This window comes from Streptomyces sp. NPDC050315, assembly GCF_040655775.1.
Taxonomy (GTDB): domain Bacteria; phylum Actinomycetota; class Actinomycetes; order Streptomycetales; family Streptomycetaceae; genus Streptomyces.
In genome coordinates, this window is the sequence record NZ_JBFAKN010000001.1 from 1,546,557 (window position 1) to 1,572,293 (window position 25,737).

Sequence of the window (25,737 nt, forward strand, 5' to 3'; positions counted from 1 at the left end):
GTTCCGAGTGGTTTGAATATGGGGTGTTGAGAAGGGGAAGCGATTTCCTTGTTCTCCGACCGTCACGGCTCCATCACCGGCACGGCAGGCTGGAGTCCGGGCGGTGAGAGGATGTACTGGAGGGCGGACGACAGGCCCGGCGCCCGATCACTCATGACACGGAGGAAGTGAAGCGATGGCAGCGACCCTGGCGGATGTGGCGGCCCACGCCAAGGTCTCCCCGGCCACGGTCTCGCGGGTACTGAACGGCAACTACCCCGTATCGGAAGCCACTCGGGCCCGGGTGCTGCGCGCCGTCGAAGAGCTCGACTACGTACTCAACGGGCCGGCGAGCGCGCTGGCCGCCGCCGCCTCCAACCTCGTCGGCATCCTCGTCAACGACATCGCCGACCCCTTCTTCGGGATCATGGCAGGGGCCATCCAGTCCGAGATCAGCAGCGGACACGCGGGCGCAGGCGCGGGTGCCGCCGGGGAGAAGCTCGCCGTGGTCTGCAACACCGGCGGATCGCCCGAGCGGGAGCTGATGTACCTGACGCTGCTCCAGCGCCAGCGCGCGGCCGCGGTGGTCCTGACGGGCGGCGCGCTGGAGAGCCCCGAGCACGTAGCGGCCGTCTCCGCCAAGCTCAGGCGCCTCGCCGCCGCGGGCACCCGCGTCGTGCTCTGCGGCCGCCCGCCGCTGCCCGCGCCGGAGCCGGACACATCCGCCGGCAGCCGGGCGAAGAAGGGCCGGGGCGGCGCCGACAGAGGTACCGCCACGGCCCATACGGAGACCGCGAGCCCCGCGATCACCCTTGCCTTCGACAACCGCGGCGGCGCCCAACGGCTGACCGAGCACCTCCTCGCCCTCGGCCACCGCCGGATCGGCTACATCACGGGCCCCGCCGAGCGCACCACCACCCGGCACCGACTGGAGGGCCATCGCGCCGCCCTGGAGGCGCAGGGCCTCCGCGACGACACGGAGACCGAACGGTTGACGGTGTACGGCTCGTACGGCCGCACAGCCGGCTACGACGCGGCCCTCGAACTCCTCCGGAGGAGTCCGGACCTGACCGCGATCGTCGCCGCGAACGACACCATCGCGCTCGGCGCCTGCGCGGCCCTGCGCGACCGGGGTCTGAGCATCCCGCAGGACGTGTCCGTCGCGGGCTTCGACGACCTGCCCTTCAGCATGGACGCGGTACCGGCGCTCACAACGATGCGGCTGCCGCTGGCGGAGGCCGGCGCGCGGGCGGGCCGGCTGGCGCTCGACCGCGAGACCCCGCCGCCGGGCGGTGTGACCACGATCCGCGCCGAGCTGATGGCCCGCGCCTCCACGGCCCCTGTGGCACTACGACCTGTGTAGCCCTACGCCCTATGTAGCACTGCGACCCGTACAGCGCTCCCGCCCGCCTTCCGAGTACCGCATACCGCATACCAGCTACCGGCTACCGGCTACCGGCTACCGGCTACCGGCTACCGGCTACCGACGCAGCGACCGGCCCCGGTGGTCCAGTTGCCCGGCAAGGCACCCCCACCTACGATAGAAAGCGCTTTCTTCCTTGTCGTCCAGCGGAGAGAACGCTTGTGACCACCACACCCCGCCCGACCGTCGTCGTCTCGCGCCGTGTGAGGTCCGGCGACGAGACGGCCTTCGAGCAGTGGCTCCACCGCCTCCGGCGTGCACTCGAACGGAGCCCTGGCTTCGCGGCCTGCACCATCACGCCACCGCAAGCACTCCACCCCGACACATGGGTGATCGTCTACCAGTTTGCCGATCAACCTTCGCTGGACGCCTGGCGCGCCTCGCCGGAGCGGCTCGCGCTCGTCGAGGAGAGCCGCGCCTGGCTGGAGGGCCGGCCCTCGGAGCACCGGCTCGACGAGCCGGGCACGGAGCGCGTCACGCTCCTCAGCGCCGCGCGCCTGCGCCCCGGAGCCGAGCGGGCACACCATGAGCTGCACGCACAAGCGGTCGTCGCGGCACAGCGTCTCGGCGGCCTCAGCCATGCCGAGGTGGTTCCCGCGACCGCCGAGGGCGACGAGGACACCGTCGCGCTACTCACCTTCGACTCGCGCGCCGACCTCGACCGCTGGCTCGACTCCGCGCCGCGGCGGCGCATCCTGCAAGAGATGGAAGCGCTTACCGAAGGGTCGCGGACCGTATCGGTGGTCGGCGGGTTCGCCGGCTGGTTCCACCCGGTCGGCCCGTCCCGTACCAAGAGATGGAAGCAGGCGACGGTGGTCTGCATCGGGCTGGTGCCGCTCGCCTGCGTGGTCACGCTGGCCCGTGACGCCGTGCTCCCGTCGCTGCCTCCTGTGGAGGCGAGCATCCTGTCGACCGTGGTCAACGTCGCCATCCTCACTTGGGGCGTCATGCCGTGGCTGACCCGGCTGCTCGGCCGGTGGCTGGCGCGCTGAGCAGACGCGGAACGTCGACGGGGACCCCGTCCGCTGCCCGGGTCCCCGCCGCCGTCTGTTTCGTATTGCGTTCGGCGGTCAGGTCACCGCTCGGCGTTGCGGAGCCGGTCGTACTCCTCGCGCGGGACCGGGACGGCGTCCCGCGTGCCGAGCTGCTCCAGGGGGATGCGGTGAGTCTCCCGGGCCGACCAGGCGGCCAGGGCGCCGATGACCGTGATGCCGAAGGCGAGGGTCCCGATGACGAGGGGGACGTTGGCGGATCCAGGAGGAGCCACAACCGTGAAGATGCTCGGCAGGAACGCGACGGCGGCGAGCCCGAGATTCTGGGAGATGGCGAACCCGGTGACTCGGGTGCGTGCCGGGAAGAGCTCCTGGAAAAAACTGGCGAAGGTCGCGTTCCAGACCTGGAACAGGACGCCCCACGTGAGGATCGCGAGGACGACGGTGAGCAGCACGTTGTTCCAGCTGACCGCGTAGAGGTACGCGTAGGACAGCGCGCCGGATCCCAACGATCCGACGATCATCAACGGCCGCCTGCCGAACCGGTCCGCGAGACTCCCGAACCACGGGATGAGCGGCAGCGCGACGACATTGGCCACGACCGGGATCCACAGGTAGATGGCCTTGCTCATCCCGACGTTGTAGCCCGACTGCGTTGCGTACGCCGCGCCGAACACGGCCACGACCACCCCGACGACGTTGACCAGCGTCATGCAGAATGCCCGCACGACGTTCAGCCAGCTCTCCCGGAGCACCTGGAGGATCGGCGCCTTCGGGAGCTCCTGCTCCTCTTCCTCCTCGAGGAACACGGTCGTCTCTTCGACCTTGCGCCGGATCACGTAGCCGGCGAAGACCACCAGAGCGCTGAGCAGGAACGGGATACGCCATCCCCACGAGTCGAAGGCCTGCTCGGAAAGTACTGCGGAGAGGGGGAGAAACACCGCGGCGGCAAGGATCTGTCCGGCCTGTGTGCCATGGAGGGTGAAGCTCGCGTAGTAGCCGCGACGGCCGAACGGCGCCTGTTCCACGATCATGGCGCTGGCGCCGCTCAGCTCGCCGGCCACGGCGAACCCCTGAACGAGCCGGACGATCAGCAGCAGGGCCGGGGCCAGGATGCCGACCTGGTGGTACGTGGGCAGCAGCGCGACCGCCATGGTCGAAACGCCCATCAACAGCATGGCCAGGACCAGCACATTCTTGCGGCCCCGCTTATCGCCCCAGTGACCGAGGACGCACGCCCCGATCGGCCGTGCGACGTACCCGACGGCGTATGTGCTCAGCGACGCGATCAGTGCCACGGTCGGGTTGCCGGAAGGGAAGAAGATGTCGGGGAAAATCAGCGCGGAGGCCTGGGCGTAGATGAACCAGTCGTAATACTCAAGAGCGCTGCCGATCCAGCCGCTCGCTGCCGCCTTCTTCGACGTTCTTCGGGAATCGCGCGGTTCGCTCGAACCGGGCCGCTCCACGGTGTCGCTTCTCATGTCGTCTCCTCGACGCGATTCGATCACGTCGTCTGATCGGCTGGATCCGGCGCCGCCGTGCGGCCCGATGCCGCCCGTGCAGTGGGCGCCTCGTAGGGGAATCCGGGAGGCTGCTGTCGACAAGCGCTTTCTATAGGACAACGCGCACCCCCCTCTGTCAACACCCTGATTTCGCTGCGGTTAAGTCGGGTTCTCTCCACATTCACTCCGAGACGCCAGCGGCGGCAAGCGCGCGCCAGTAAGCGCTTTCCATCGAATCGTCGAAGCGTTACGATCAGCGCAGACCGCGCCGAAGACACCCGAGTGAGGATCGATGACCGACTCGACCGACGCCACCGTCGTCCTGGTGGGCATGCACGGGCACGGCCGCTGGCACCTGCAGAACCTTCAGCGGCTGCGGCGCGCCGGGGCGCCGGTACGGCTGGCCGGGATCTGCGACCACCGGCCGCCCGCGGCCGAGGAGCGCGACCTCGTCGGCAGCGTCCCGGTGACAGATCGCCTCGATGACCTGCTCGACGCGGTCCGGCCCGAGGTCACGATCGTCTGCACGCCGATCCACACTCACGCCGACCTGACGCTCGCGGCCGCGGCGGCCGGGTCCCATGTGCTCCTGGAGAAGCCGCCGACGCCGACCCTGGCCGAGTACGACCGGCTGGCGACGGGGATGGCCGCGACCGGCCGCGCCTGCCAGGTCGGGTTCCAGAGCCTGGGGGCGCACGCGCTCGACCACGTACGCGCGCTGATGGCCGACGGCGCGATCGGAGAGGTCCTCGGCATCGGCGCGGCAGGCACCTGGCAGCGGGACGCCGCGTATTACGCGCGGGCGCCCTGGGCGGGACGCCGCACCCTCGACGGGGCAGCGGTCGTCGACGGCGCCCTGACCAACCCGTTCGCCCACGCCACCGCCACCGCCCTGGCCCTCGACGGCGGGTCCGGCGACGACGAGGTACGGGAGCTGGAAGTGGAGTTGTACCGGGCCAACCCGATCGACGCCGACGACACTTCCTCCCTCCGGCTCGTCACGGCGCGGGGCACGACGATCACGGTTGCCGTCACCCTGTGCGCGGAGCGGGAGGCCGAGCCCTATGTCGTGGTGCACGGAACGCGCGGCCGCATCGTCCTGGAGTACCGGACCGGCCGCGTCCGGCTGGAGGCCGGCGGGCGCGTGGAGATCACCGAGCACGGTTTCACCGACCTGCTGGAGAACCTTGTCGCACACGTCCGTGACCCCGACGTGCCGCTGCTCGTACCGCTCTCCGCCATGCGCCCGTTCATGCAGGTCGTCGAGGCCGTGCGGCTCGCCCCCGACCCGGCCGAGATCCCCCCGGAGCAGCGCAGGACCGACACCTCGGGCCCCCAGCCCCGTTTCGTCGTACCGGGCATCGACGCGGCCGTCGGCCGGTCGGCTCGCGAACTCGTACCGCTGTCCGCGCTCGGCCTGCCCTGGACACACCGAAAGGACGGCTGACCCATGACGACGCTCGCGGCCCTGCGCCTGAACGGCGTCCCCGTGGCCGAGTACGTGGACGGCCGCGACCTTCCGGGAGACCTCGCGCCCCGCCCGTACCTCCACCCCGTGCGCACGCTCGGCGGCACCGTGGTGACCGACGCGCTGCCCGCCGACCACCCCTGGCACCTGGGCCTCACCGTGGCTCTGCAGGACGTGGACGGCTGGAACTTCTGGGGCGGTCCCACGTTCGTGCGCGATCAGGGCTACGTCCGGCGTGCCGACCACGGCCGGATCGAGCACGCCGGATTCGCCGACGTGGGCGACCACGGGTTCAGCCAGCGGCTGCGCTGGCTCACCGCCCCGGGGGACACCCTGCTCACCGAGAACCGGCGGATGCGAGCCCGCCCGGCCGGTCAGGGCTGGGAGCTCACAGTGGCCACCACGCTGACCAACGCCACCCAACGGCCGCTGCGTCTCGGCAGCCCCGCGACCAACGGACGTCCGGGAGCGGGGTACGGCGGGCTCTTCTGGCGCCTGCCGCCCGCCGCCGGGCCGCGCGTGCTCACCGAGGGGGCCACGGGCGAGCAGGGGGTACACGACTCCGTCGCTCCATGGCTCGCCTGGGTCGATGAGAAGCGCGGCTGCACGCTCGTACTGGCGGGTGCCGACGACACCTCGCGAACGGACCCGTGGTTCGCCCGGGTCGAGGACTACTGCGGCGTCGGCTCCCAGATGGCCGCACGGGAGCCGGTGACACTCCCGGCGGGCGGATCGGTCACGCGCGGGCTGCGGGCCCTGCTGGTCGACGGGGTGCTCGGCACCGCGGAGGCGAAGGCCTGGGCCGATGCGACGCCCGCGATACCGTGACCCCATAACAGGGCCTGTCCTCATACGAGGTGGAAGACCTCGGTGAGGGGGCGCATGGCGGCGTCGGGTGCCTGCCCGTCCAGCTCTTCGAAGAAGCCCGCCATCTCGGCCTGCCACCGTGCGTTCACCTCCGTCGCCTCCATCGCGGCACGCGCCGCATCGAAGTCCTCGGTCTCCAGATAGCCGACGAGCAGCCCGTCCTCCCGCAGGAAGAGGGAGTAGTTGCGCCAGCCGGCCCCGGAGAGTGCGGCGAGCATCTCGGGCCAGACGGCCGCGTGACGCCGGCGGTACTCCTCGACCTTCTCGGGGCGGACCTTCAGGAGAAAACAGACGCGCTGCACGGTGTCACCTCGCTGCGACCACGGGGGCCGTCTCTGAAACGTGGATCTGAAACGGGGGTCTGAAACGTGATTTCTGAAACGTTTTACTGCCCGGAAAGCTAGCCCTGCCCAGCCAGACCGTCAAGCACCGTCAAGCGGGAGTACCGGGGGGTCTTGACGGCCACGACGCCGCGAACTAGCTTCCTTGAAGCGCGAATGAATCGTTTCATTGCATGGCCCCAGCCAGTCGGCCCTCGTTTCCGGGGCTTCCCGCACATCCAGAGGTGAACATGCCTGACATCGCTGCCGTGAAGGCCGCACTCGCCAACCAGAGGATCGAGACGCCCTCGTGGGGGTACGGCAACTCCGGCACCCGATTCAAGGTGTTCGCTCAGGCCGGTGTGCCCCGGACGCCGTGGGAGAAGATCGACGACGCGGCGAAGGTGCACGAGCTCACCGGAATCGCACCCAAGGTGTCGCTGCACATCCCGTGGGACCGGGTGGACGACTACGCGGCCCTGGCGGCGTACGCGAAGGAGCGCGGCCTGGAGCTGGGAGCGATCAACTCCAACACGTTCCAGGACGACGACTACACATTGGGCAGCGTCTGCCACCCGGACGCGAAGGTGCGCCGCAAGGCCGTGGACCATCTGCTGGAGTGCGTCGGCATCATGGACGCCACGGGCTCCCGCGATCTGAAGCTGTGGTTCGCCGACGGCACCAACTATCCCGGTCAGGACGACGTGGTCGCCCGCCAGGACCGGCTGGCCGAGGCGCTGACCGAGGTGTACGAACGTCTCGGGGACGACCAGCGGATGCTGCTGGAGTACAAGTTCTTCGAGCCCGCCTTCTACACCACCGACGTCCCGGACTGGGGCACCGCCTATGCCCACTGCCTGAAGCTGGGCGAGAAGGCGCAGGTGGTGGTGGACACCGGGCACCACGCGCCGGGCACCAACATCGAGTTCATCGTCGCGCTGCTGCTGCGGGAGGGAAAGCTCGGCGGCTTTGACTTCAACTCCCGCTTCTACGCGGACGACGACCTGATGGTCGGCTCCGCGGATCCGTTCCAGCTGTTCCGGATCCTGTGCGAGGTCGCCAAGAACGGCGGCCTGGAGCCGGTGACCAACGTGGCGTTCATGCTGGATCAGTGCCACAACATCGAGGCGAAGATCCCGGCGGTCATCCGCTCGGTCATGAACGTCCAGGAGGCCACCGCCAAGGCCCTGCTGGTCGACCGCGACGCGCTGCGCGACGCGCAGCAGACCGGTGATGTCCTGGCCGCCAACGCGGTGCTGATGGACGCCTACAACACCGACGTGCGCCCACTGCTGCGTGAGGTCCGCGAGGAGATGGGGCTCGCCCCCGACCCCGTCGCCGCCTACCGCGCCAGCGGCCGGCAGGAGCAGATCGTCGCCGAGCGCGTCGGCGGTGCTCAGGCCGGCTGGGGGGCGTAACCACCGCTCGTGCGCCTCCTCGTAGGCCAAGTACGCCAGTACGCCTCGTAGGCCAAGTACGCCTCGCCCGTTCCCGAAACATCCCGCACGCCGTAGTCCTCGTCCCGAAGGAAGATCCCATGGCCTCCGCCGCCCATCCCGAAGTCGCCGCGCTGCTGGAGCGCTCGCACCGGCTCGGCTCCGACCCGCGCAACACCAACTACGCCGGCGGCAACGCCTCGGCCCAGGGCACCGTCACCGATCCGGTCACCGGCGGCGATGTCGAGCTGATGTGGGTCAAGGGCTCCGGCGGAGACCTGGGGACGCTCACCGAGCAGGGCCTGGCCGTGCTGCGCCTGGACCGGCTGCGTGCCCTGAAGGACGTCTACCCGGGCGTGGACCGCGAGGACGAGATGGTCCCGGCGTTCGACTACTGTCTGCACGGCAAGGGCGGCGCTGCCCCGTCCATCGACACCGCCATGCACGGCTTGGTGGAGGCCGCCCACGTCGACCATCTGCACCCCGACTCCGGTATCGCGCTGGCCTGCGCGGCCGATGGTGAGAAGCTGACCGCCGAGTGCTTCGGCGACAGTGTGGTGTGGGTGCCCTGGCGCCGCCCCGGCTTCCAGCTCGGGCTGGACATCGCGGCGGTCAAGGAGGCCAACCCGCAGGCGATCGGCTGCGTCCTGGGTGGTCACGGGATCACCGCCTGGGGCGACACCTCCGAGGAGTGCGAGGCGAACTCGCTGCACATCATCCGGACCGCCGAGGCCTTCCTGTCCGAGCGGGGCAAGGAGCAGCCGTTCGGGGCGCCGCTGAAGGGATACGGGGCGCTGTCGGCGGCGGAGCGCCGGGAGCGCGCCGCCGCCCTGGCCCCGGTGATCCGTTCCCTCGCGTCCCAGGACCGGCCGCAGGTCGGCCACTTCACCGACTCCGAGGTGGTGCTGGACTTCCTGGCCCACGACCAGCATCCGCGTCTCGCCGCGCTCGGCACCTCGTGCCCGGACCACTTCCTCCGTACCAAGGTCCGCCCGCTGGTCCTCGACCTGCCCGCGACCGCTCCGCTGGAGGAGGCCGTCACCCGGCTGAAGGAGCTGCACACCGAGTACCGGGAGGAATACGCCGCCTACTACGCACGGCATGCCACCGCGGACTCCCCGGCGATGCGCGGCGCCGATCCGGCGATCGTCCTCATCCCCGGCGTGGGCATGTTCTCCTACGGCAAGGACAAGCAGACCGCCCGGGTGGCCGGTGAGTTCTACGTCAACGCCATCAACGTGATGCGCGGCGCCGAGGCCGTCTCGTCCTACTCCCCCATCGAGGAAGCGGAGAAGTTCCGCATCGAGTACTGGGCACTGGAGGAGGCCAAGCTCCAGCGGATGCCGAAGCCGAAGCCGCTGGCCACCCGGATCGCCCTGGTCACCGGCGCAGGGTCCGGCATCGGCAAGGCCATCGCACACCGGCTGGTGGCCGAGGGCGCGTGCGTGGTCGTCGCCGATCTCGACGCCGAGAACGCGGCCACCGTCGCCGAGGAACTGGGCGGCCCCGACAAGGCCGTCGCAACGACCGTGGACGTCACCTCCGAGGAGCAGATCGCCGAGGCGTTCAAGGAGGCGGTACTGGCCTTCGGCGGCGTCGACCTCGTGGTCAACAACGCGGGTATCTCGATCTCCAAGCCGCTGCTGGAGACCACCGCGAAGGACTGGGACCTGCAGCACGACATCATGGCCCGCGGCTCCTTCCTCGTCTCCCGCGAGGCCGCGCGCATCATGCAGGCCCAGTGCCTGGGCGGCGACATCGTCTACATCGCGTCCAAGAACGCCGTCTTCGCCGGGCCGAACAACATCGCCTACTCCGCCACCAAGGCCGACCAGGCCCACCAGGTCCGCCTCCTGGCCGCCGAGCTCGGCGAGCACGGCATCCGCGTCAACGGCGTCAACCCCGACGGCGTGGTGCGCGGCTCCGGCATCTTCGCCGGCGGCTGGGGCGCCCAGCGCGCGGCGACGTACGGCATCGAGGAGGAGAAGCTCGGCGAGTTCTACGCCCAGCGCACCCTCCTCAAGCGCGAGGTGCTCCCCGAGCACGTGGCCAACGCCGTCTTCGCCCTCACCGGAGGCGACCTGACCCACACCACCGGGCTGCACATCCCGGTCGACGCCGGCGTCGCCGCGGCCTTCCTGCGCTGACGCCGTCCCCTCTCCTGCCCGCCGCCCCGAAATCCGTCGCGCCACGGGGCGGCGGGCAGGTCACGCCCCGTTCCACACCGCCGCCCCGCACCACCGCCCCCCTTGCCGAGGTTCCCCATGACGACCATCGCACCGTCCTCCGCCTACCGTTCCGCGTTCGCCGCGGCGGACCTCGGTGCGACCAGCGGGCGGGTGATCCTCGGCCGGGTCGGACCGCACCGCCTCGACCTGACCGAGCTGCACCGCTTCGCCAACACCCCTGTCCGGCTGCCCGACGGCCTGCACTGGGACATCCTGGCGCTCCACCAAGGCGTCCTGGAAGGTCTGCGGGAGGCCGGGCGAGCGGGAGGCATCACCTCGCTCGGCATCGACACCTGGGCGGTGGACCACGGACTCCTGGACGCCGAGGGCCTGCTGCTGGGCAACCCGTACCACTACCGGGACGGTCGCACCGAGGGCGCAGCCGAACGGGTCCGGAAGGAGATCGGGCCGCAGGAGCTGTACGGCATCACGGGCCTTCAGCACCTTCCCTTCAACACGGTCTACCAGCTCGCGGCCGCCCGGAACACCACAGAGCTGACGGCCGCGCGTACGCTGCTGCTCATTCCCGACCTGCTCACCCACTGGCTCACCGGCAGCATCGGCGCCGAGGTCACCAACGCCTCCACCACCGGACTGTACGACGCCCGCAGCGGCGTCTGGTCCGAAGACCTTCTGGCCCGCCTCGGCATCGACCGGGGGCTGCTGCCGCCGCTGCGCCACCCCGGCGACCCGGCCGGCACGCTTCTGCCGCACGTCGCCGAGTACACCGGGCTGCCCGCCGACACCCCGGTGACCACCGTGGCCTCGCATGACACGGCTTCAGCAGTGGCCGCCGTGCCCGCCACCGAGCGCGGCTTCGCCTACATCTCCTGCGGGACCTGGTCCCTGGCCGGACTGGAGCTGGACGCGCCGGTGCTCACCGAGGCGTCGCGGGCAGCGAACTTCACCAACGAGCGCGGCGTCGACGGCACCATCCGCTACCTGCGCAACATCATGGGCATGTGGCTGCTGGAGGAGTGCCGGCGGACCTGGGACGGCCGGGGCCTGCCGACAGACCTCCCCGCCCTCCTCGCGGAGGCCGCGCAGGCACGGCCGTTCGCGGCGCTGGTGGACCCGGACTCCCCCGAGTTCCTGAGTCCCGGCGATATGCCTGCCCGCATCGTCGACTTCTGCGCCCGCACCGGCCAGGCCGTGCCCGACAGCCAGGGCGCCATCGTGCGATGCATTCTGGAGAGCCTCGCCCTGGCCCATCGCACCACCCTGCGCCGGGCCGCGGAACTCGCCGGCCGGGAGATCACCCACGTCCACCTGGTGGGCGGCGGCAGCAGGAACGACCTGCTGTGCCAGTTCACCGCCGACGCCACCGGGCTGCCGGTGATCGCCGGCCCCACCGAGGCGACCGCGCTCGGCAACATCCTCGTCCAGGCGCGCGCCCATGGGCTCGTGGGAGACCTCGCCACGATGCGACGGCTCGTGGCGGAAACCCAGCAGCTGCGTCACTACGTCCCGAGCGGAAACCAGCGCCGCTGGGACGCGGCCGCCGACCGCATCGGCCTCGCCTGAACTCCACCGCCGCTCACCCCATCGTCTTCATTCGGCACCGAAACAAACGATGAGCAGGCACTTCGGAGAGAGGACGGAGAACGCGGAACGCATGGTCGGCATCAAGGACGTGGCGCGGGAGGCCGGTGTGTCCGTGGGGACGGTCTCCAATGTGATCAACCGGCCGGAGCGGGTCTCGCAGGAGACCCGCGCACGAGTGCAGGCCGCCATTGAGCGCCTGGGCTATGTGCGCAGCGAGTCCGCCCGCCAACTGCGCGCCGGCAGCAGCCGTCTCGTGGCCCTGCTCGTCCTGGACATGGCCAATCCCTTCTTTGTCGACCTCGCCCGCGGTGCGGAGCGCGCGGCGCGCCGGGCCGGGCTCGGCGTCGTGGTCTGCAACAGCGGGCAGAACCCCGACGAGGAGGCGGAGTATCTGGCGCTCTTCGCCGAACAGCGCGTGAACGGGGTCCTGGTGACCCCGGCCGACCCGACCGGACGCACGCTGGACACGCTGCGGCGGCAGGGCACCCCCTTCGTCCTCGTGGACCGGGTGGCGCCCGGGACCGAGCAGTGCTCGGTGTCGGTCGACGATGTGGCCGGCGGCGCGCTCATCGGCCGCCACCTCGCGCAGGCCGGCCACCGTACCCTCGCCTACGTCAGCGGCCCGCCCCATCTGCGGCAGGTCCAGGACCGGCGCGAGGGCATGCACCGCGCGCTCGCCGAGGCCGGACTGCCGCCGGAAGCCCTGCTGGAGCTCCCCGCCGGGCAGCTGGACGTGGCGGCCGGGCGCGATGCCGGCGCCCGGCTGCTGGGGCTCGCGCAGCGCCCCACCGCCGTCTTCTGCGCCAACGACCTGCTCGCCCTCGGAGTACTGCAGGCCATGTACGCGGCAGGGGTGCGCGTACCGGAGGACCTGGCCATCGTCGGATACGACGACATCGAGTTCGCCGCGGCCGCCGCTGTACCACTCACCTCCGTCCGGCAACCCGCCGCCGCGCTCGGCAACATGGCCGCCGAACTGCTGCTGGAGGAGACCGGCCAGGCCGCGCCGGACCACTGTCACCAGCGGGTCGTCCTCCAACCCGAGCTGGTGGTCCGACAGTCCAGCCTCTTCCGGCGCTGACGGCGCAGCCACCGCCTCACTTCGGGCGAGCCTGTCGAGGGCGGTGTCAGGACGCCGATCCTGCGGTCCTGGCAGCGCTGCAAGGACCTCGGACTGCGACCGGACCGATTCGACCTTCCCTATGTGGACGACCTGGATCTGGGGTCACGTCTCTTCCGCGCGGCCGTGCCCGTGCTCGGACGGCTGGAGTCGATGCTGGTGGACACCCGGCTGAGCATTCTCCTCACGGACGGGGAAGGGAGAGTGCTCTACCGGCGCGCTGGGGAACGGGCCCTCGACAGACACCTCGACGCGGTGCAGCTCGCCCCTGGCTTCACGTACTCGGAACGGGTCGCGGGCACCAATGGCATGGGCACCCCGCTTGCCGAAGGAAAACCCCGCAACGTCCATGGGCAGGAGCACTTCGCCGAGCGCCTGCAGTCGTTCGCATGCTTCGCCACTCCTGTCCACGACCCGCTCAGCGGGCGCGTCGAAGGCGTCGTCGACCTCTCGTGCTGGACGTCCGATGCGCATCCGACGATGGAGGCCATCGTTCGCGAAGCGGGTGCCGCCGTCGAGCAAGGCACCCTGGACATGGGGTCGCAGCGCGAACACGCCTTGTTCGAGACGTACATGCGGGCACGGCGCAGGTCGCGGGGGGCCATGGTGGCCATGGACTCGTCTCTCGCCGACATGGACCAGCCGGTCGGAAGCGGACTGCCCTGGCGTGATCAGGAGCGCCTGCGGGAGACGGCCGCCGAACTGGTCTCCCAGGGCGTCCTCGCCGCCCGCGAGGTCCCTCTTTCCACTGGTCAGGTGGCCACTCTGAGCTGCCGACCGGTGACCACGCCGTCGGGGGTCAGCGGTGCCGCTGTGGAGGCGTACCTCCCGCACCCGCTGGGCCCCCGTGTCTCCGTCCCGGCCGCCACCGTCCGGGAAACTCCCCGTTCTCTGCCGGCGACCGGAGCGCATGAGCTCCGGGAGAGCCGGCATCGGGAAAGCCCTGCTGTCGCCGACGAAACACCCGGCAGCAAGGCGGAACGGCTGATCCTCCTCGGCGAACCCACGGTGGGGAAGATCGCCATCCGAACGCGGCGGCGCCTGCAGCTGCTGTGCGAGGCCGGTGTGCGCATCGGGACCACGTTGGATGTGGCACGGACCGCTGAGGAGCTGGCCGAGGTGGCCGTGCCGCAGCTTGCCGACTTCGCCACGGTGGATCTGCTCAAGTCGGTCCTGCGTTGGGAGGAGCACGGCGACACGAGCGGGGAGCTCCGCCGCCCGGCCATCGGCAGTATCCGGCCGGACTGCCCCCTCACTCCGGTGGGGACGGAATTCCGCTTCGTCGGCTCCCCCCCAGGCACGCTCCCTGGCGGCCAAAGAGTCGATCCTCGAACCGGACCTCACCGCAGTGCCCGGTTGGCCGGCACAGGATCCGGGGCGCGGGGAGAAGCTTCTCCGGGAACAGGGCATCCATTCGCTGATCACAGTCCCCCTCCGTTCGTCCGGCACTGTCCTGGGCCAAGTCACGTTCTACCGCTCGAAGAGCCCCGAACCGTTCGAGAGCGGCGACCTCGCTCTGGCGGAGGAACTCGTCGCCCACGCCGCCGTGTGTATCGACAACGCCCGCCGCTACACCCGCGAACACACGATGGCAGTGGCCCTGCAGCGCAGCCTTCTCCCGCACGGTCTGCCCGCGCAGGAGGCCGTCGAGGCCGCCTACCGCTATCTCCCCTCCCACGCCGGAGTCGGAGGCGACTGGTTCGACGTCATCCCCCTGTCCGGGGCCCGCGTCGCACTCGTCGTGGGCGATGTCGTCGGCCACGGCATCCAGGCCGCGGCCACGATGGGGCGCCTGCGCACCGCGATCCACAACTTCTCCGCCCTGGACCTGCCCCCCCGACGAACTCCTCGCCCAACTCGACGACCTGGTCGTACGGCTGGACGCGGACGCCGACACATCGTCAGGAGACGGCGGCCAGGGCATCACCGGTACCAGCTGCCTGTACTCCGTCTACGATCCGAGCTCGGGCGTGTGCACCCTGGCGCGCGCCGGCCACCTGCCGCCCGCCCTCGTCACCCCCGAGGGCGAGGTGTCCTTCCCCGAACTTCCCCCAGACCCCCCGCTCGGCCTCGGCGGAATGCCCTTCGAAACGGCCGAGCTGCACCTGCCCTCGGACAGTCAGCTGGTGTTCTTCACCGACGGGCTGCTGGAGAACCACGGCGACGACATCGACATCGGGCTCGACCGGCTGCACCACGCGCTGGCCTCCCCCAGACGTCGGGCGGAGGATACCTGCGACGTGGTCCTGAACGCCCTGTTGCCCGCACGGTCGAAGGATGACATCACCCTGCTCGTCGCCCGCACCCGCACGCTCGGCCCGGAACACGTCGCGTCCTGGGACGTGCCCTCCGACCCGGCCGTCGTCTCCACCATGCGAGCCGCCATCACCCGGCAACTGAGCGACTGGCACCTGGATGAGCTCGCCTTCGCCACCGAGCTGATGCTCAGCGAGCTGATCACCAACGCCATTCGTCACGCCACCGGCCCCATTCAGCTGCGCATACTCCGCACCAACAGTCTCATCTGCGAAGTCTCCGACGGCAGCATCACCTCACCCCACCTGCGCCGCGCAGCCACCACCGAGGAGGGAGGCCGCGGCCTGTTCCTCGTCGCCCAGATCGCCCAACGCTGGGGCACCCGGTACACCACCAACGGCAAGGTCATCTGGACCGAACAGGACATCCCTTCGCGCGGCTGATCGCGCCACGCGGTTCGCGTGGCGCTGCGGGCCCCGCTCTCAGGCGTGGGTGTGCAGCGGCTTGCCCGCCATGGCCGGCAGGGCCTCGCCCAGGGCTTCGCGGCCCGCGTGCTGCGCTGCCCGGATGAAATGGTTTACCGAGTCCGCGGCCATCAGGCTGACAGCCTCCCCAACCCGGACAGCACCTCCAGCGGCCGTTGCCCCTCAGATCCCCGCTGAGCCGGAGTCACCACGATCCGCACATGCGCCAACGCCAAAGAGCCGCACCGAACACCGACAGAAGCACACCAGTGGCATCAGAACTGCATCCGCGAATGCGCGCGCATGCCCAACGCGAACACCGCCTGCGCCGCAAACAAACTGCTCGGAACAGTCCGCTCCCCAGCCCCGATTTGCCGGCTCGGCTCTGTCAGGCGCTCGTCACACTACTGTGTGCGCCGATCATCGGCGGCAGGCACCAAGCCTGCTCGCGGAGATCCGCTCTTCCCGGCGGCCGGGGCGGCCGTCAGAACGGTGTCCGGTCGGGCAGGCGCGTACGAGCGGTGGAGCGCAGTCGGGGCAGACAGGAGAAATCCGGTCCAGTGGGGGTGCGCGAGCGCAAACTGTCACAGCAGCCTGAAGTGGGCTTCGAGGGGGGCCAAGAGGCGTAGGTCGGGGGAGGCACAGGCCAGCCTTGTTCCGGGTAGCCGGCCAGGCCATGTGACAGCCTCGTGAGCACCTCAGGACCCACTTACACCGGTTCCACACCGCACTCGAAGAATCTCCGCTGGTTCTCCATGTGAACCCGACACACACCCCCACACGCCACAGTCACACAAAGCCGCAGGTCAGAGCAGGGAGCCTGAGTCTGCTCCAGGCAGGCAAGGAGGCAAGAAAACACGAAAGCCCTGGTCAAACGACCAGGGCTCCATGGGTGAGTGTGTCCGAGGGGGGACTTGAACCCCCACGCCCGATAAAGGGCACTAGCACCTCAAGCTAGCGCGTCTGCCATTCCGCCACCCGGACTAGGTGTTGTCGTTGCGGGGCTTGCCCGCGGCGACATGGACAACAATACCAAGGTTTCGGAGTGGGTTTCACATGCGTATGCGGGGAGACATAAGCGAGGGTTATGGGTGAGGCTGTGCGGCGGTGATGGAAGGGGTCGGGGGTTTGGGCTGGTCACGAGGGGTGGTGGGTGGGGGTACGGATGGTGATGGGGAGTGGGGCGTGTGATGTGGAATGGGGGCTAGGTGAGGGGGGTGGGTGGGCCTTCGGTTACGGCGTGGAGCAGGAGGAGGCCGCCGCCTATGGAGGCGCCGCGCCAGGAGGTGGCGGTGCCGCCGGAAGAGTTCCGCGCGGTCGCCTCGGGAGCGGGGGCGGTTGTGACCGGTCTTGAGGGCGCGGATCTGGGGGGCCAGGCGGGCGTATGTCGCCGGGTCGTCGGTGGAGAGGGTGGCGACGGGGGCGCCGTTGGAGGCGTTCATTGCCGCCGGGAGTTCCGCCTCTGCGTCGACCAGGGCGATCGTGTCGACGGGACCGAAGGGCTCGGCGTGGTGAAGGGGTGAGGACGGGGGTGGGGCGAGGAAGGTGGTCCGGGGGAAGTAGGCGGCGGTGTCCTGGGACGGGAGGAAGCGGCCTTCGGCGAGAGAGCCCTGGTGGAGGGGTATGGCGCCGCGGGCGATGGCCTCGGTGGTGAGGTCGGCGAGCTCCTTGGCTTTGGCGGCGTTGATCAACGGGCCGTAGTCGAGGGCCGGGAGCGGGTCGGTGGGGTTGGCGACCACCAGGGGATGGCCGAAGCGGACGTTCCGTATGGCCGGGAGATATGCGGCCAGGAAGTCGGCGAAGGGGGAGCGCTGGACGACGAAGAGGGGATAGGCGGTGCAGCGCTGCTTGGCGTACTCGAGGGTCTTGGAGAGGAAAGGAGAGGGGCGAGGGCGGGCCAGTCGGTGTAGTTCCACAGGCCCCAGGTGTTGAGGCCCTCCTGCTCCAGGATGTGGCGTTTGCCGCCCACGAAGGAGACGCAGCCGATCTCCGGCGAGCGGACGGGCAGGCGAGTGCTCGCTGCCGGACCCGCTGACGAGGGAGAGGGGCACACCCTCCCTGCGGGCCAATGCACAAGCCAGGGTGAGGCAGGCCACATCGCCGTCGGTCGGGGTCTTGCCGATCGCGGCATTGCCTGCCAGTGCTTGTACCAGCATCGCGTGAACGAGCACGCTCATCGGATAGTTCCAGCCGGCGATGTTGCTCACCGGGCCGGGCAGGGGAGCAGCGCGAGCAGCTCCCGGTGGGCGGCGAGGGCGTCGAGGGTGGCGGCGATGCGGGCCTTGCGATCGGGCAGCGATATGTGGCGCCAGGCGCGGTGCTGGTCGAGAGCCGCGCGTACGGCCCGGGCCGCGGTGTCGGAGGTCAGGCGGGGCGGTGCTGCGATGGGGTGGTGTTGTCGAGGGGACTGGTCGCGGGGAGTGGGGTGCCGTCCGCGTGCCAGGTGGCTGCCCAGAGGTTCAGTACGCGGTCGTCGTGGAACGCCTCGGGGACCGCGGTCAGGCATCGGGCCAGGCTGTGCCCGGTTTTAGAGAGAGGAGGGGGAAGGGGGTCGGTCTCCGTGCGGGCGCGACTTCGGTTTCGGTGGCTGGGGTCCGGTCGGTTCCGGTGACGGGGTCGGGATCGACGACGGACACGATCCCGGGGTCGGGGTCGGCTTCAGGATCGGTCACGGGATCGGGACGGGGCCGGCGACGGACACGGTGCCGGAGTCGGGTTCGAGGCGGGGGTCGGTGTCATCGCGGGCCCTCCCACTGTTCGCGTACCAGGCGTGCCGTTTCGGTGGGGGTGGTGCCGACGCGTACGCCTGCCGCCGTCAGTGTGCGGCGCTTGCCCGCTGCCGTACCGGAAGAGACGGAGACGATCGCGCCAGCGTGGCCCATCGTCTGGACTTCGGGGCCGTGAAGCCCGCGTGTAGGCGGCGGCGACGGGCTTGGTGACTGGGCGGCGATGAAGTCGGCCGCGCGTTCTTCCGCATCACCGCCGATCTCGCCGATGAGGACGATCAGCTCGGTGTCGGGGCTGCCTCGAAGGCCGTGAGGCAGTCGATGCGGCTGGTGCCGATCACCGGGTCGCCGCCGACGCCGACGGAGGTCGACAAGCCGGTGTCGCGGAGTTCGTGCATGAGCTGGTACGTGAGCGTGCCCGGCTTGGACACCAGGCCGAGGGGGCAGGGCTGCGGGGCGATGTCGGCGGGGATGATGCCCGCGTTCGACTGGCCGGGCGTGATCAGACCGGAGCAGTGCGGGCCGGTGACGCGGGTGCCGCGGCGGGCGTGGTGGTGGAAGGCGACCGCGTCATGTACGGGTATGCCCTCGGTGATGAGTACGGTCAGGCCGATGCCCGCATCGGCGGCCTCGATGGCCGCTGCCTTGGCGAACGGCGGCGGTACGAAGATCACGGACACGTCCGCGCCGGTGCGGTCAACGGCTTCGCGCACGGTGCCGAACACGGGCACGGCCCGGTCGTCGAGCTCCACCACGCGGCCGGCCTTGTGCGGGTTCACGCCGCCCACGATCTCGGTGCCGGCAGCGGACATCCGGCGGGTGCACTTCATGCCTTCGGCACCGGTCATGCCCTGGACGATGACCTTGCTGTCCTTGGTGAGAAAGATTGCCATGAGTACGCGCTTCCTGAGGGCGTCAGTACGGGAGGAGCCTCGGTACGAGGGCGCCATTGGACGGGCGTCTGTATGAAGGCGTCTGTATGGAGGCGTCAGTACGAGGTCGCCGGCACGAGGGCGTCAGTACACGGGATTCGGTATGCAGGGGGCACGCAGGCCCTCAGCCCCGACGCTCTTCGCCAGCTCCCCCACATGCTTCGCAGCCGCGTCCATTGTGTCCGCGCGGTGCAGGAGCGGATCGGGGTACTCGTCCAGCACCGCTCGGCCGCGTGCGGCGTTGTTGCCGTCGAGGCGTACGACCAGGGGTTTGGGTAGGCGTACGTGCTCCAGGGGCGCGACGATGCCGTGCGCGACCGCGTCGCATGCGGCGATGCCACCGAAGACATTCACCAGGACCGAGCGCACGGCCGGGTCGGCCAGTACGCCCGTCAGTCCGTCGGCCGTGGCCTGGGCCGATGCGCCGCCGCCGAGGTCGAGGAAGTTCGCCGGGCGGGCGCCGCAGCCGGCGACCACGTCGAGTGTGGACATCGCCAGTCCGACGCCGTTGCCGATGACACCGACCTCGCCGTCGAGCTTGACGTAGTTCAGGCCCTTGGCAGCCGCTGCACGTTCGAGCGCGTTCGCCGAAATGCCCCCGCCCCCGAGAGCGGCCTCGACCGCCGCGCCCTCGGTCTGCCCGTCCCCGTGCCCCTCCCCGTACTCCTGCCCCACACCACAACTCCCCTGCCGATAGCGCGCGTTGTTATTCAGCGCCGAGTGGGCGTCACGGACCGGGAGGTCCTGGGCTGTCCGCGCTGGACCATGGTGCTGCTGCCGTGGGTGGCCATGAAGGGCATCAGCGTGTTCGAGTACGCCTACGGGGCCGCCGAATCGACGCTCTCCAAGGCGCACTACTGGAGCCACACCGGCACGTTCTGGGTGCTGAGCGTGTGGTTCCTCTTCCAGGCGGCAGTGGCCTTCCCGGCGGGTCGGCTGCGCGAGACGGGCGTATTGACCAGCCGGGCGGCGATGCCGGCCGGCTCGGGCCTGGCGCTGCTGGGCTTCGTGAGCCTCGCGCACGCGCCGTCCCTGTGGTGGGCGATCGTCGGCTTCGGTGTGCTCGGTGACACCGGCTCCGGTCTGGTGTACGCGACGTGCATCAATACGGTCGGGAAGTGGTAGCCGGAGCGGCGGGGCGGCAAGACGGGTTTCGTCAACGGCGGCTTCGCTTACGGTGCGGTGCCGTTCATCTCCCTCTTCTCCAAGGACCCGCCGAAGAACTGGTGGCCGGAGCACATCGATCCGTTCGCGCGTCCCAGTGCGGGGCGCACGACGCAGGCGCTGCGCAAGAACCCGCCGGCGGCGGGCCAGTTCACGCCCCGAGAGGGCATCCGTACCAAGATACTGCCCCTGATGTGGGCGTGCCTGCTGTGCACCGCGGGGGTGTCGACAGCTCGAAGCTGGTCTCCGGGCTGCTGGGCGGCGGCCTGGGCGCCGCTGTGGTGGCCGCGTGGGGCTACGACGGGGCGTACGCCACGGCGGGCTGTGTGGGGCTGCTGGCGGCCGGTCTGTCGCTGTTCCTGAAGCGTCCGGCGGAACGGGCGGGGGTGCCGGCCTGATCCCCGTACGCTCGCCGCATGAGCATACGATCTTGTGACCTCGAGCCGTCCGGGCCGTTCCCGCCCGGCGTCACGGTGCGGTATCCGCGCCCCTCGGACCACGCGGTGCTCCAGGGGGCGCTGACCGATTGGTGGGGCGGTCAGGGCGGCGAGGCGGGGGCGCAGCAGCGCCGCCTGCTGTTGCCGCGGCTGTTCCTCCAGCACTTCTCGGAGACGAGCCTCCTGGTGGAGGCGACCGGCACGGCGCACCCGGAGGGCGAGCCGACCGAGGGGGCGGCGCTACGGGCGTTCCTCATCGGCTTTCTGTCCCAGACCGACCCAGAGACGGCGTACATCCACTTCGTGGCCGTGCACCCGGAGGAGCAGCGCAGCGGTCTGGGCAGGGCGCTCTACCAGCGCTTCTTCGATGTCGCCCGCGGCCACGGGCGGTCCCGCGTCCGCGCCATCACGAGCCCGGAGAACCGCAACTCCATCGCGTACCACACCCACATGGGCTTCCGGATCGAGCCGGGCGACCGCACGGAGGACGGCGTGGGCGTCTGGACGGACTACGACGGTCCGGGCCTGGACCGGGTGTCCTTCGTACGGGAGCTGTGAGGGCATACGGGAGCTGTGAGGGCTGTGCCCGGTGGCGGCGGCCTCAGCCGCCGTTCCCTTCCGCTCCCGCGTTCTGTGCGATCGCTTTGTGGTGTCGGACGACCTCTTCGATGATGAAGTTGAGGAACTTCTCGGCGAATGCCGGATCGAGTTTGGCGTCCTCGGCGAGCCTACGGAGCCGGGCGATCTGCGTGGCCTCACGGGCCGGATCGGCGGGCGGCAAGCTGTGCCGCGCCTTGAGCTCGCCGACCTGCTGCGTGCACTTGAAGCGCTCGGCGAGCAGGTGCACCAGGGCGGCGTCGAGGTTGTCGATGCTGCCGCGCAGGTACAGCAGCCGCTCCCGCGCCGCCTCGTCCGATACGGAGGCCGCGTCGGAGCGCGGTTCTCCGCCGGCCGTGGTCGGCGCGGCGGGCGTCCACTCGCTCATGTGGTGTCGCCAATCTGGGTCGGGTAGTGCGTGATCGTGGGGCACACTACCCGGCCCGGACGAGGAGCACGTAAGGGACGGAACCGCCGTCTCACGGAGTGGTTGCCTCGGCCGGCAACCGGCCGTCCGCCGGCGGAGGCGCGGCTATCCCCGCAGGTCGCGGAGGTGGGACGCGGAGCGGCGGGCTGTGGTGAGGGAGCCGGCGGGGTTGGCGGCGGGGTCCACGGCGTCGTCTCGTTCAACGATCCAGTTGTGGTACTTGCGGTTGGGCAGGCGGCCCACGCGGCTGAGGAAGTGCCGGTAGTCGATGTCGCCGTCGCCCACGTCCACCATGTGGTAGCCGTCGCGCGCCGCCTCGTCGTGCTCGCCGTCCTTGACGTGGAAGAGCGGGTAACGGGCCGGGTCGGCGAGGACGTAGTCGAGCGGCTCGAAGGGCGCGGGCGTGCCGTCGGGCCGCTTCGAGAAGCGGTACTGGGCGACGTACGCCCAGTAGATGTCCATTTCGAGGCGCACGAGGCTGGGGTCGGTCTCGGCAAGGAGGACGTCGTAGAGCCGCACCTTCGGGTTGTCCGTGGCGAAGGCGAACTCTTCCGCGTGATTGTGCTGGTAGAAGTGCATGCCGCGGGCCTTGGCCGCCGCTCCGTAGGCGTTGAAGTCCGCGGCCGCGCGCTTATACCCGTCGACGGTGTTCCCATAGCGGTCGGGCCCGGAGGCGGTGCCCACGTACGGCAGGCCGAGGGCCTGGGCGTCGTCGAGCACCTTGGTGAGGTTGGTGGCGAAGGTGTACGCCTTGGGGTCGGACGAGTAGTAGCCGACGTGGCTGCCGATGCCGCGCAGGCCGTTGTCCTTCATGAGGCGCTTCAGCTGCGCCAGAGTGATGGCACCGGCCGAGCCCTGGGTGTACCCGGCGAACTCCACCTCGTCGTACCCGTGTCGGGCCAGCTCTTCGAAGACTCTGGCGAAGCCGACGGAGGACGTCTGGTCGCGGAGTGTGTAGAGCTGGATGCCGAGGCGGCCGGGCGGGACGACGGGGCGGTGGCCGTCGGTCGTGGCGGGCCCGGGGCGCGCGCCGGACTGGGCGGCCTGGGCCGGCTGGGCGCCGAGGACGGCGGCAGCCGCGGCGCCGGCGGCCACGCCGAGGAACCCGCGGCGGGCGAGCCGGTGCGCAAGCTCGGGGTTGCGGGAGGTGCGCGGGTTGGGAACGTCGCTGGTCATTACGGCTCCAAGGTCGATTGTCAGTGCCGTGCGGCAAGCTTGAGGAGCAAGGACTTCACGTCGGTCGCAGCGAGGGGGGTGGTGAGCGTGCCTGCGGTGGAACAGATCAGGACGGGTCCGTCGTCCTCGTGGTCCGGGATACGCCCGTGACTGCCGCGCACGGGCTCGGGGTCGAGGGGGACGACGGCCATGCGGTAGCGCATGCCGGTCTTCTTGCGGGCGAGCGCGGTGGCGGCGCGTAGCCGTACGTAGGGGTCGCGCGGGTCCATGAAGAGCTCGGCGGGGTCGTAGCCGGGCTTGCGGTGGATCTCGACGAGGCGCGCGAAGTCCGGCGCCCGGGCGTCGTCCAGCCAGTAGTAGTACGTGAACCACGCGTCGGGTTCGGCGACGGCGACGAGTTCGCCGGCCCGCGGATGGTCCAGTCCGTGCTGCTTCTTGCCCGCGTCGTCGAGGAGTTCGCCGAGCCCCGGCAGGTCCGCGAGGGCTTCCCGGGTCGCGTCGAGGTCTTCGGGGCGGCGTACGTAGACGTGCGCGATCTGGTGGTCCGCGACGGCGAAGGCGCGGGACGCGGTCGGGTCGAGGTACTCCATCCCGTCCTGGGTGTGCACCTCCAGCAGCCCGGCCCGGCGCAGCGCACGGTTGATGTCGACGGGGCGGCGGGCGCGGGTGATGCCGTACTCGGAGAGCGCGACGACCGTGACGCCGGCGGCGCGGGCGTCGTCGAGGAGGGGCGCGATGACGGCGTCGAGTGCGGCCGCGGCCGCGTGCGAGCGGGGGTCGTCGGGGCCGTAGCGCTGGAGGTCGTAGTCGAGGTGCGGGAGGTAGGTGAGAGTGAGGTCGGGGTGACGGGTGCGCAGGATGTGACGGCTGGCGTCGGTGATCCATTGGGAGGAGGTGAGGGAGGCCGTGGGCCCCCAGTAGGTGAAGAGCGGGAAGGGCCCGAGCAGTTCGGTCAGCTCGTCGTGGAGGGCGGGCGGCCGGGTGTAGCAGTCGGGTTCCTTGCGGCCGTCGGCGTAGTAGATGGGCCGGGGCGTGACGGTCCAGTCGACGTCCGCTCCCATGGCGTACCACCAGCAGATGTTGGCGACGGTGTAGCCCGGGTGGGCACGGCGGGCGGCGTCCCAGAGCTTGTCGCCGCCGACGAGGGCGTTGTGCTGCCGCCAGAGGTGGACCTCGCCGACGTCGCGGAAGTACCAGCCGTTGCCGACGATGCCGTGCTGGGAGGGCGGCGCGCCGGTGAGGAAGGTCGACTGGACGGTGCAGGTGACGGCCGGGAGGACGGTACGCAGTGGGGTGTACGAGCCGGCCGCGGCCAGCGCCTTGAGGTGCGGCATGTGGTCGAGGAGCCGGGGGGTGAGGCCGACGACGTCGAGGACGAGGAGGGGCTGGGGCGGCGGTGCTGCGTCGGCGGGCGGCGGCGTGGCGTCCGCGGGGCTGCTCTCGTGCGCGGTCATGGCAGCTCCTTGAGGCCGAGGTCGGTCAACAGATCGCGGGCGAGGGCGAGTTCGGCGGCGATGCCGTCGGCGAGCCGGGCGCGGGTGCGCGGCCGAAGCTCGGGCGGCAGCGCCTGCCAGGTGTACGTCTCGACCTCCAGGTGGTGGGTACGCGGCGGCGCGGCCGGGCCGACGAGGCGGGTGAGGGTGTCCTGAAGTACGGGGAGGGTCGAGGTGAGCGGGGGTTGCGGCGGCGCATGCAGCGGTACGTGGAAGTGGGCGCGCCAGGGCTCGGTGGTGGGGAGGCCGGGCTCGGCGGCGAGCCCTGGTGTCCCGGCGAGCGCCTCGTCGAGGTCGTCGGTCGCCAGTAGTTCACCCTGCACGGTGCGGGTGCGGGTCTGGTGCAGGAAACGGGGTTCGGCGAAGGCGCTGAGCGCCGCGCGGACGTCGGCCCGTTCGGGATGCTCGGCGTGCAGCGCGGCGGACAGCTGCGTCTTGACGACGGGGATGCCCGCACGGTGCAGCGCGTCCAGGGCCGGACCCGGTTCCTCGAAGGAGGTGGCGAGATGACAGGTGTCGACGCAGACGCCGATCCGGTGCGTCGGGACGCCCGGTATGGCCGGCGCGCCGGTCAGCGCGTCGAGGGCATCGGCCAGGGTTTCGATCGTGCAGCCGGGCTCCGGCTCCAGGCCGACACGGATGCTGCGGCCGGTGGTGTCCTGGAGCGCGTCCAGGCGCGCGGCGAGAGTGCGGAGCGCGCCCAGGGCGGTCGCACGCCGGTGCTCGTCGAAATCCGTGCGCCAGGCGAGCGGAAGGGTGGAGATGGTGCCTTCCGCGGCGTCGTCCGGCAGCAGCGCGGTCAACAGTCGGGCGAGGTCGGCCGTGTACTCCAGCCGGGCCGGTTCGGTCCAATCGGGCCGGTAGACCCGGTACTTGACGCGGCTGTCACCGAAACCTTCGTACGGGAATCCATTGAGGGTGACGACCTCGAGTCCGCGCGTGTCCAGCTCCCTGCGCAGTCGGCGGAGGGCCCCGGGGTCGGATGTCAGCGCGCGGGCCGCGGCGCGGGCGAGCCACAACCCGATGCCGAGCCGGTCCCGGCCCAGCCGTTTGCGTACGGGCTCGCAGTGGTCGCGCAGCTGGGCGAGCACGCCGTCGAGCGTCTCGGCGGGGTGGACGTTGGTGCAGTACGCGAGGTGGACGGTGGAGCCGTCGGGGTGCCGGAAGCGCATCGGTCCGCCGCCT

The 25,737-nt window shown here is 70.6% G+C and carries 16 protein-coding genes, 1 tRNA gene and 5 pseudogenes; 11 read left to right on the forward strand and 11 right to left on the reverse strand.

From position 1 onward, the window contains the following. Positions 1-175: 175 nt before the first annotated feature. A complete protein-coding gene (locus tag AB0I82_RS06650; protein ID WP_363255960.1) occupies positions 176-1,342 on the forward strand; it encodes a LacI family DNA-binding transcriptional regulator in 1,167 nt (388 codons plus the stop codon). 221 nt (positions 1,343-1,563) lie between these two features. Then, positions 1,564-2,394 carry an antibiotic biosynthesis monooxygenase gene (locus AB0I82_RS06655; RefSeq protein WP_363255961.1) on the forward strand — a complete coding sequence of 277 codons (831 nt, stop codon included), beginning with the start codon at positions 1,564-1,566 and terminating at the stop codon, positions 2,392-2,394. Between the two features lie 83 nt (positions 2,395-2,477). Here the strand turns inward: AB0I82_RS06655 and AB0I82_RS06660 are convergent, their stop codons facing one another. Further along, positions 2,478-3,875, reverse strand: a complete 1,398-nt coding sequence (locus AB0I82_RS06660) for an MFS transporter (RefSeq protein WP_363255962.1) — start codon at positions 3,873-3,875, stop codon at positions 2,478-2,480. Between the two features lie 313 nt (positions 3,876-4,188). Between AB0I82_RS06660 and AB0I82_RS06665 the strand changes: the two genes are divergently transcribed. Together AB0I82_RS06665 and AB0I82_RS06670 are read left to right on the forward strand one after the other, a co-directional pair. Then, on the forward strand, positions 4,189-5,343 hold the full coding sequence (locus AB0I82_RS06665; protein WP_363255963.1) for a Gfo/Idh/MocA family oxidoreductase: 1,155 nt from the start codon (positions 4,189-4,191) through the stop codon (positions 5,341-5,343). A 3-nt stretch (positions 5,344-5,346) separates the two neighbouring features. Further along, complete coding sequence (locus AB0I82_RS06670; RefSeq protein WP_363255964.1) at positions 5,347-6,192, forward strand: PmoA family protein; 846 nt, start codon at positions 5,347-5,349, stop codon at positions 6,190-6,192. A gap of 20 nt (positions 6,193-6,212) precedes the next feature. Here the strand turns inward: AB0I82_RS06670 and AB0I82_RS06675 are convergent, their stop codons facing one another. After that, on the reverse strand, positions 6,213-6,533 hold the full coding sequence (locus tag AB0I82_RS06675; protein ID WP_363255965.1) for an L-rhamnose mutarotase: 321 nt from the start codon (positions 6,531-6,533) through the stop codon (positions 6,213-6,215). A gap of 269 nt (positions 6,534-6,802) precedes the next feature. Here AB0I82_RS06675 and rhaI point away from each other — a divergent pair, with 269 nt between their 5' ends. The 4 genes from rhaI to AB0I82_RS06695 all read left to right on the forward strand — a co-directional run bounded on the left by rhaI (position 6,803) and on the right by AB0I82_RS06695 (position 12,841). Next, positions 6,803-7,969: an L-rhamnose isomerase gene (gene rhaI / locus AB0I82_RS06680; RefSeq protein WP_363255966.1), complete on the forward strand. Its 1,167-nt coding sequence runs from the start codon at positions 6,803-6,805 to the stop codon at positions 7,967-7,969. Between the two features lie 119 nt (positions 7,970-8,088). Continuing rightward, a complete protein-coding gene (locus AB0I82_RS06685) occupies positions 8,089-10,134 on the forward strand; it encodes a bifunctional aldolase/short-chain dehydrogenase (protein ID WP_363255967.1) in 2,046 nt (681 codons plus the stop codon). A gap of 117 nt (positions 10,135-10,251) precedes the next feature. Beyond that, the gene (locus AB0I82_RS06690) at positions 10,252-11,739 is read left to right on the forward strand and encodes a rhamnulokinase family protein (RefSeq protein ID WP_363255968.1); all 1,488 of its coding nucleotides are present in this window, start codon (positions 10,252-10,254) and stop codon (positions 11,737-11,739) included. A 49-nt stretch (positions 11,740-11,788) separates the two neighbouring features. Then, on the forward strand, positions 11,789-12,841 hold the full coding sequence (locus tag AB0I82_RS06695) for a LacI family DNA-binding transcriptional regulator (protein WP_363255969.1): 1,053 nt from the start codon (positions 11,789-11,791) through the stop codon (positions 12,839-12,841). A 144-nt stretch (positions 12,842-12,985) separates the two neighbouring features. On the opposite strand, the gene AB0I82_RS06700 is transcribed toward AB0I82_RS06695, so the two are convergent. Next, on the reverse strand, positions 12,986-13,435 hold the full coding sequence (locus AB0I82_RS06700) for a hypothetical protein (RefSeq protein WP_363256109.1): 450 nt from the start codon (positions 13,433-13,435) through the stop codon (positions 12,986-12,988). A 78-nt stretch (positions 13,436-13,513) separates the two neighbouring features. Between AB0I82_RS06700 and AB0I82_RS06705 the strand changes: the two are divergent. Continuing rightward, a pseudogene (locus tag AB0I82_RS06705) lies at positions 13,514-15,579 on the forward strand (SpoIIE family protein phosphatase). Positions 15,580-16,499: 920 nt separating this feature from the next. Here the strand turns inward: AB0I82_RS06705 and AB0I82_RS06710 are convergent. The 4 genes and pseudogenes from AB0I82_RS06710 to AB0I82_RS06725 all read right to left on the reverse strand — a co-directional run. Beyond that, positions 16,500-16,584, reverse strand: a tRNA-Leu gene (locus AB0I82_RS06710). Between the two features lie 220 nt (positions 16,585-16,804). After that, a pseudogene (locus tag AB0I82_RS06715) lies at positions 16,805-18,236 on the reverse strand (aldehyde dehydrogenase family protein). Positions 18,237-18,335: 99 nt separating this feature from the next. After that, positions 18,336-19,219: pseudogene (gene sucD, locus AB0I82_RS06720) on the reverse strand (succinate--CoA ligase subunit alpha). A gap of 123 nt (positions 19,220-19,342) precedes the next feature. Then, positions 19,343-19,837: pseudogene (locus tag AB0I82_RS06725) on the reverse strand (succinate--CoA ligase subunit beta); the annotation flags it as partial. A 186-nt stretch (positions 19,838-20,023) separates the two neighbouring features. On the opposite strand from AB0I82_RS06725, the pseudogene AB0I82_RS06730 reads away from it, so the two are divergent. Together AB0I82_RS06730 and AB0I82_RS06735 are read left to right on the forward strand one after the other, a co-directional pair. Next, positions 20,024-20,820, forward strand: a pseudogene (locus tag AB0I82_RS06730) (MFS transporter). A gap of 18 nt (positions 20,821-20,838) precedes the next feature. Continuing rightward, complete coding sequence (locus AB0I82_RS06735; RefSeq protein ID WP_363255970.1) at positions 20,839-21,417, forward strand: GNAT family N-acetyltransferase; 579 nt, start codon at positions 20,839-20,841, stop codon at positions 21,415-21,417. A 43-nt stretch (positions 21,418-21,460) separates the two neighbouring features. On the opposite strand, the gene AB0I82_RS06740 is transcribed toward AB0I82_RS06735, so the two are convergent. The 4 genes from AB0I82_RS06740 to eboE form a co-directional block, all read right to left on the reverse strand. Next, positions 21,461-21,844 (reverse strand): chorismate mutase, encoded by a 384-nt coding sequence (locus AB0I82_RS06740; RefSeq protein ID WP_363255971.1) that lies wholly within the window; start codon positions 21,842-21,844, stop codon positions 21,461-21,463. Between the two features lie 144 nt (positions 21,845-21,988). Further along, a complete protein-coding gene (locus AB0I82_RS06745; protein WP_363255972.1) occupies positions 21,989-23,059 on the reverse strand; it encodes a sugar phosphate isomerase/epimerase in 1,071 nt (356 codons plus the stop codon). A gap of 20 nt (positions 23,060-23,079) precedes the next feature. Next, positions 23,080-24,513, reverse strand: a complete 1,434-nt coding sequence (locus tag AB0I82_RS06750) for a nucleotide pyrophosphatase/phosphodiesterase family protein (RefSeq protein WP_363255973.1) — start codon at positions 24,511-24,513, stop codon at positions 23,080-23,082. Further along, positions 24,510-25,724 (reverse strand): metabolite traffic protein EboE, encoded by a 1,215-nt coding sequence (gene eboE / locus AB0I82_RS06755; RefSeq protein ID WP_363255974.1) that lies wholly within the window; start codon positions 25,722-25,724, stop codon positions 24,510-24,512. The genes AB0I82_RS06750 and eboE overlap by 4 nt, the downstream gene beginning before the upstream one ends. Between the last annotated feature and the right edge of the window lie 13 nt (positions 25,725-25,737).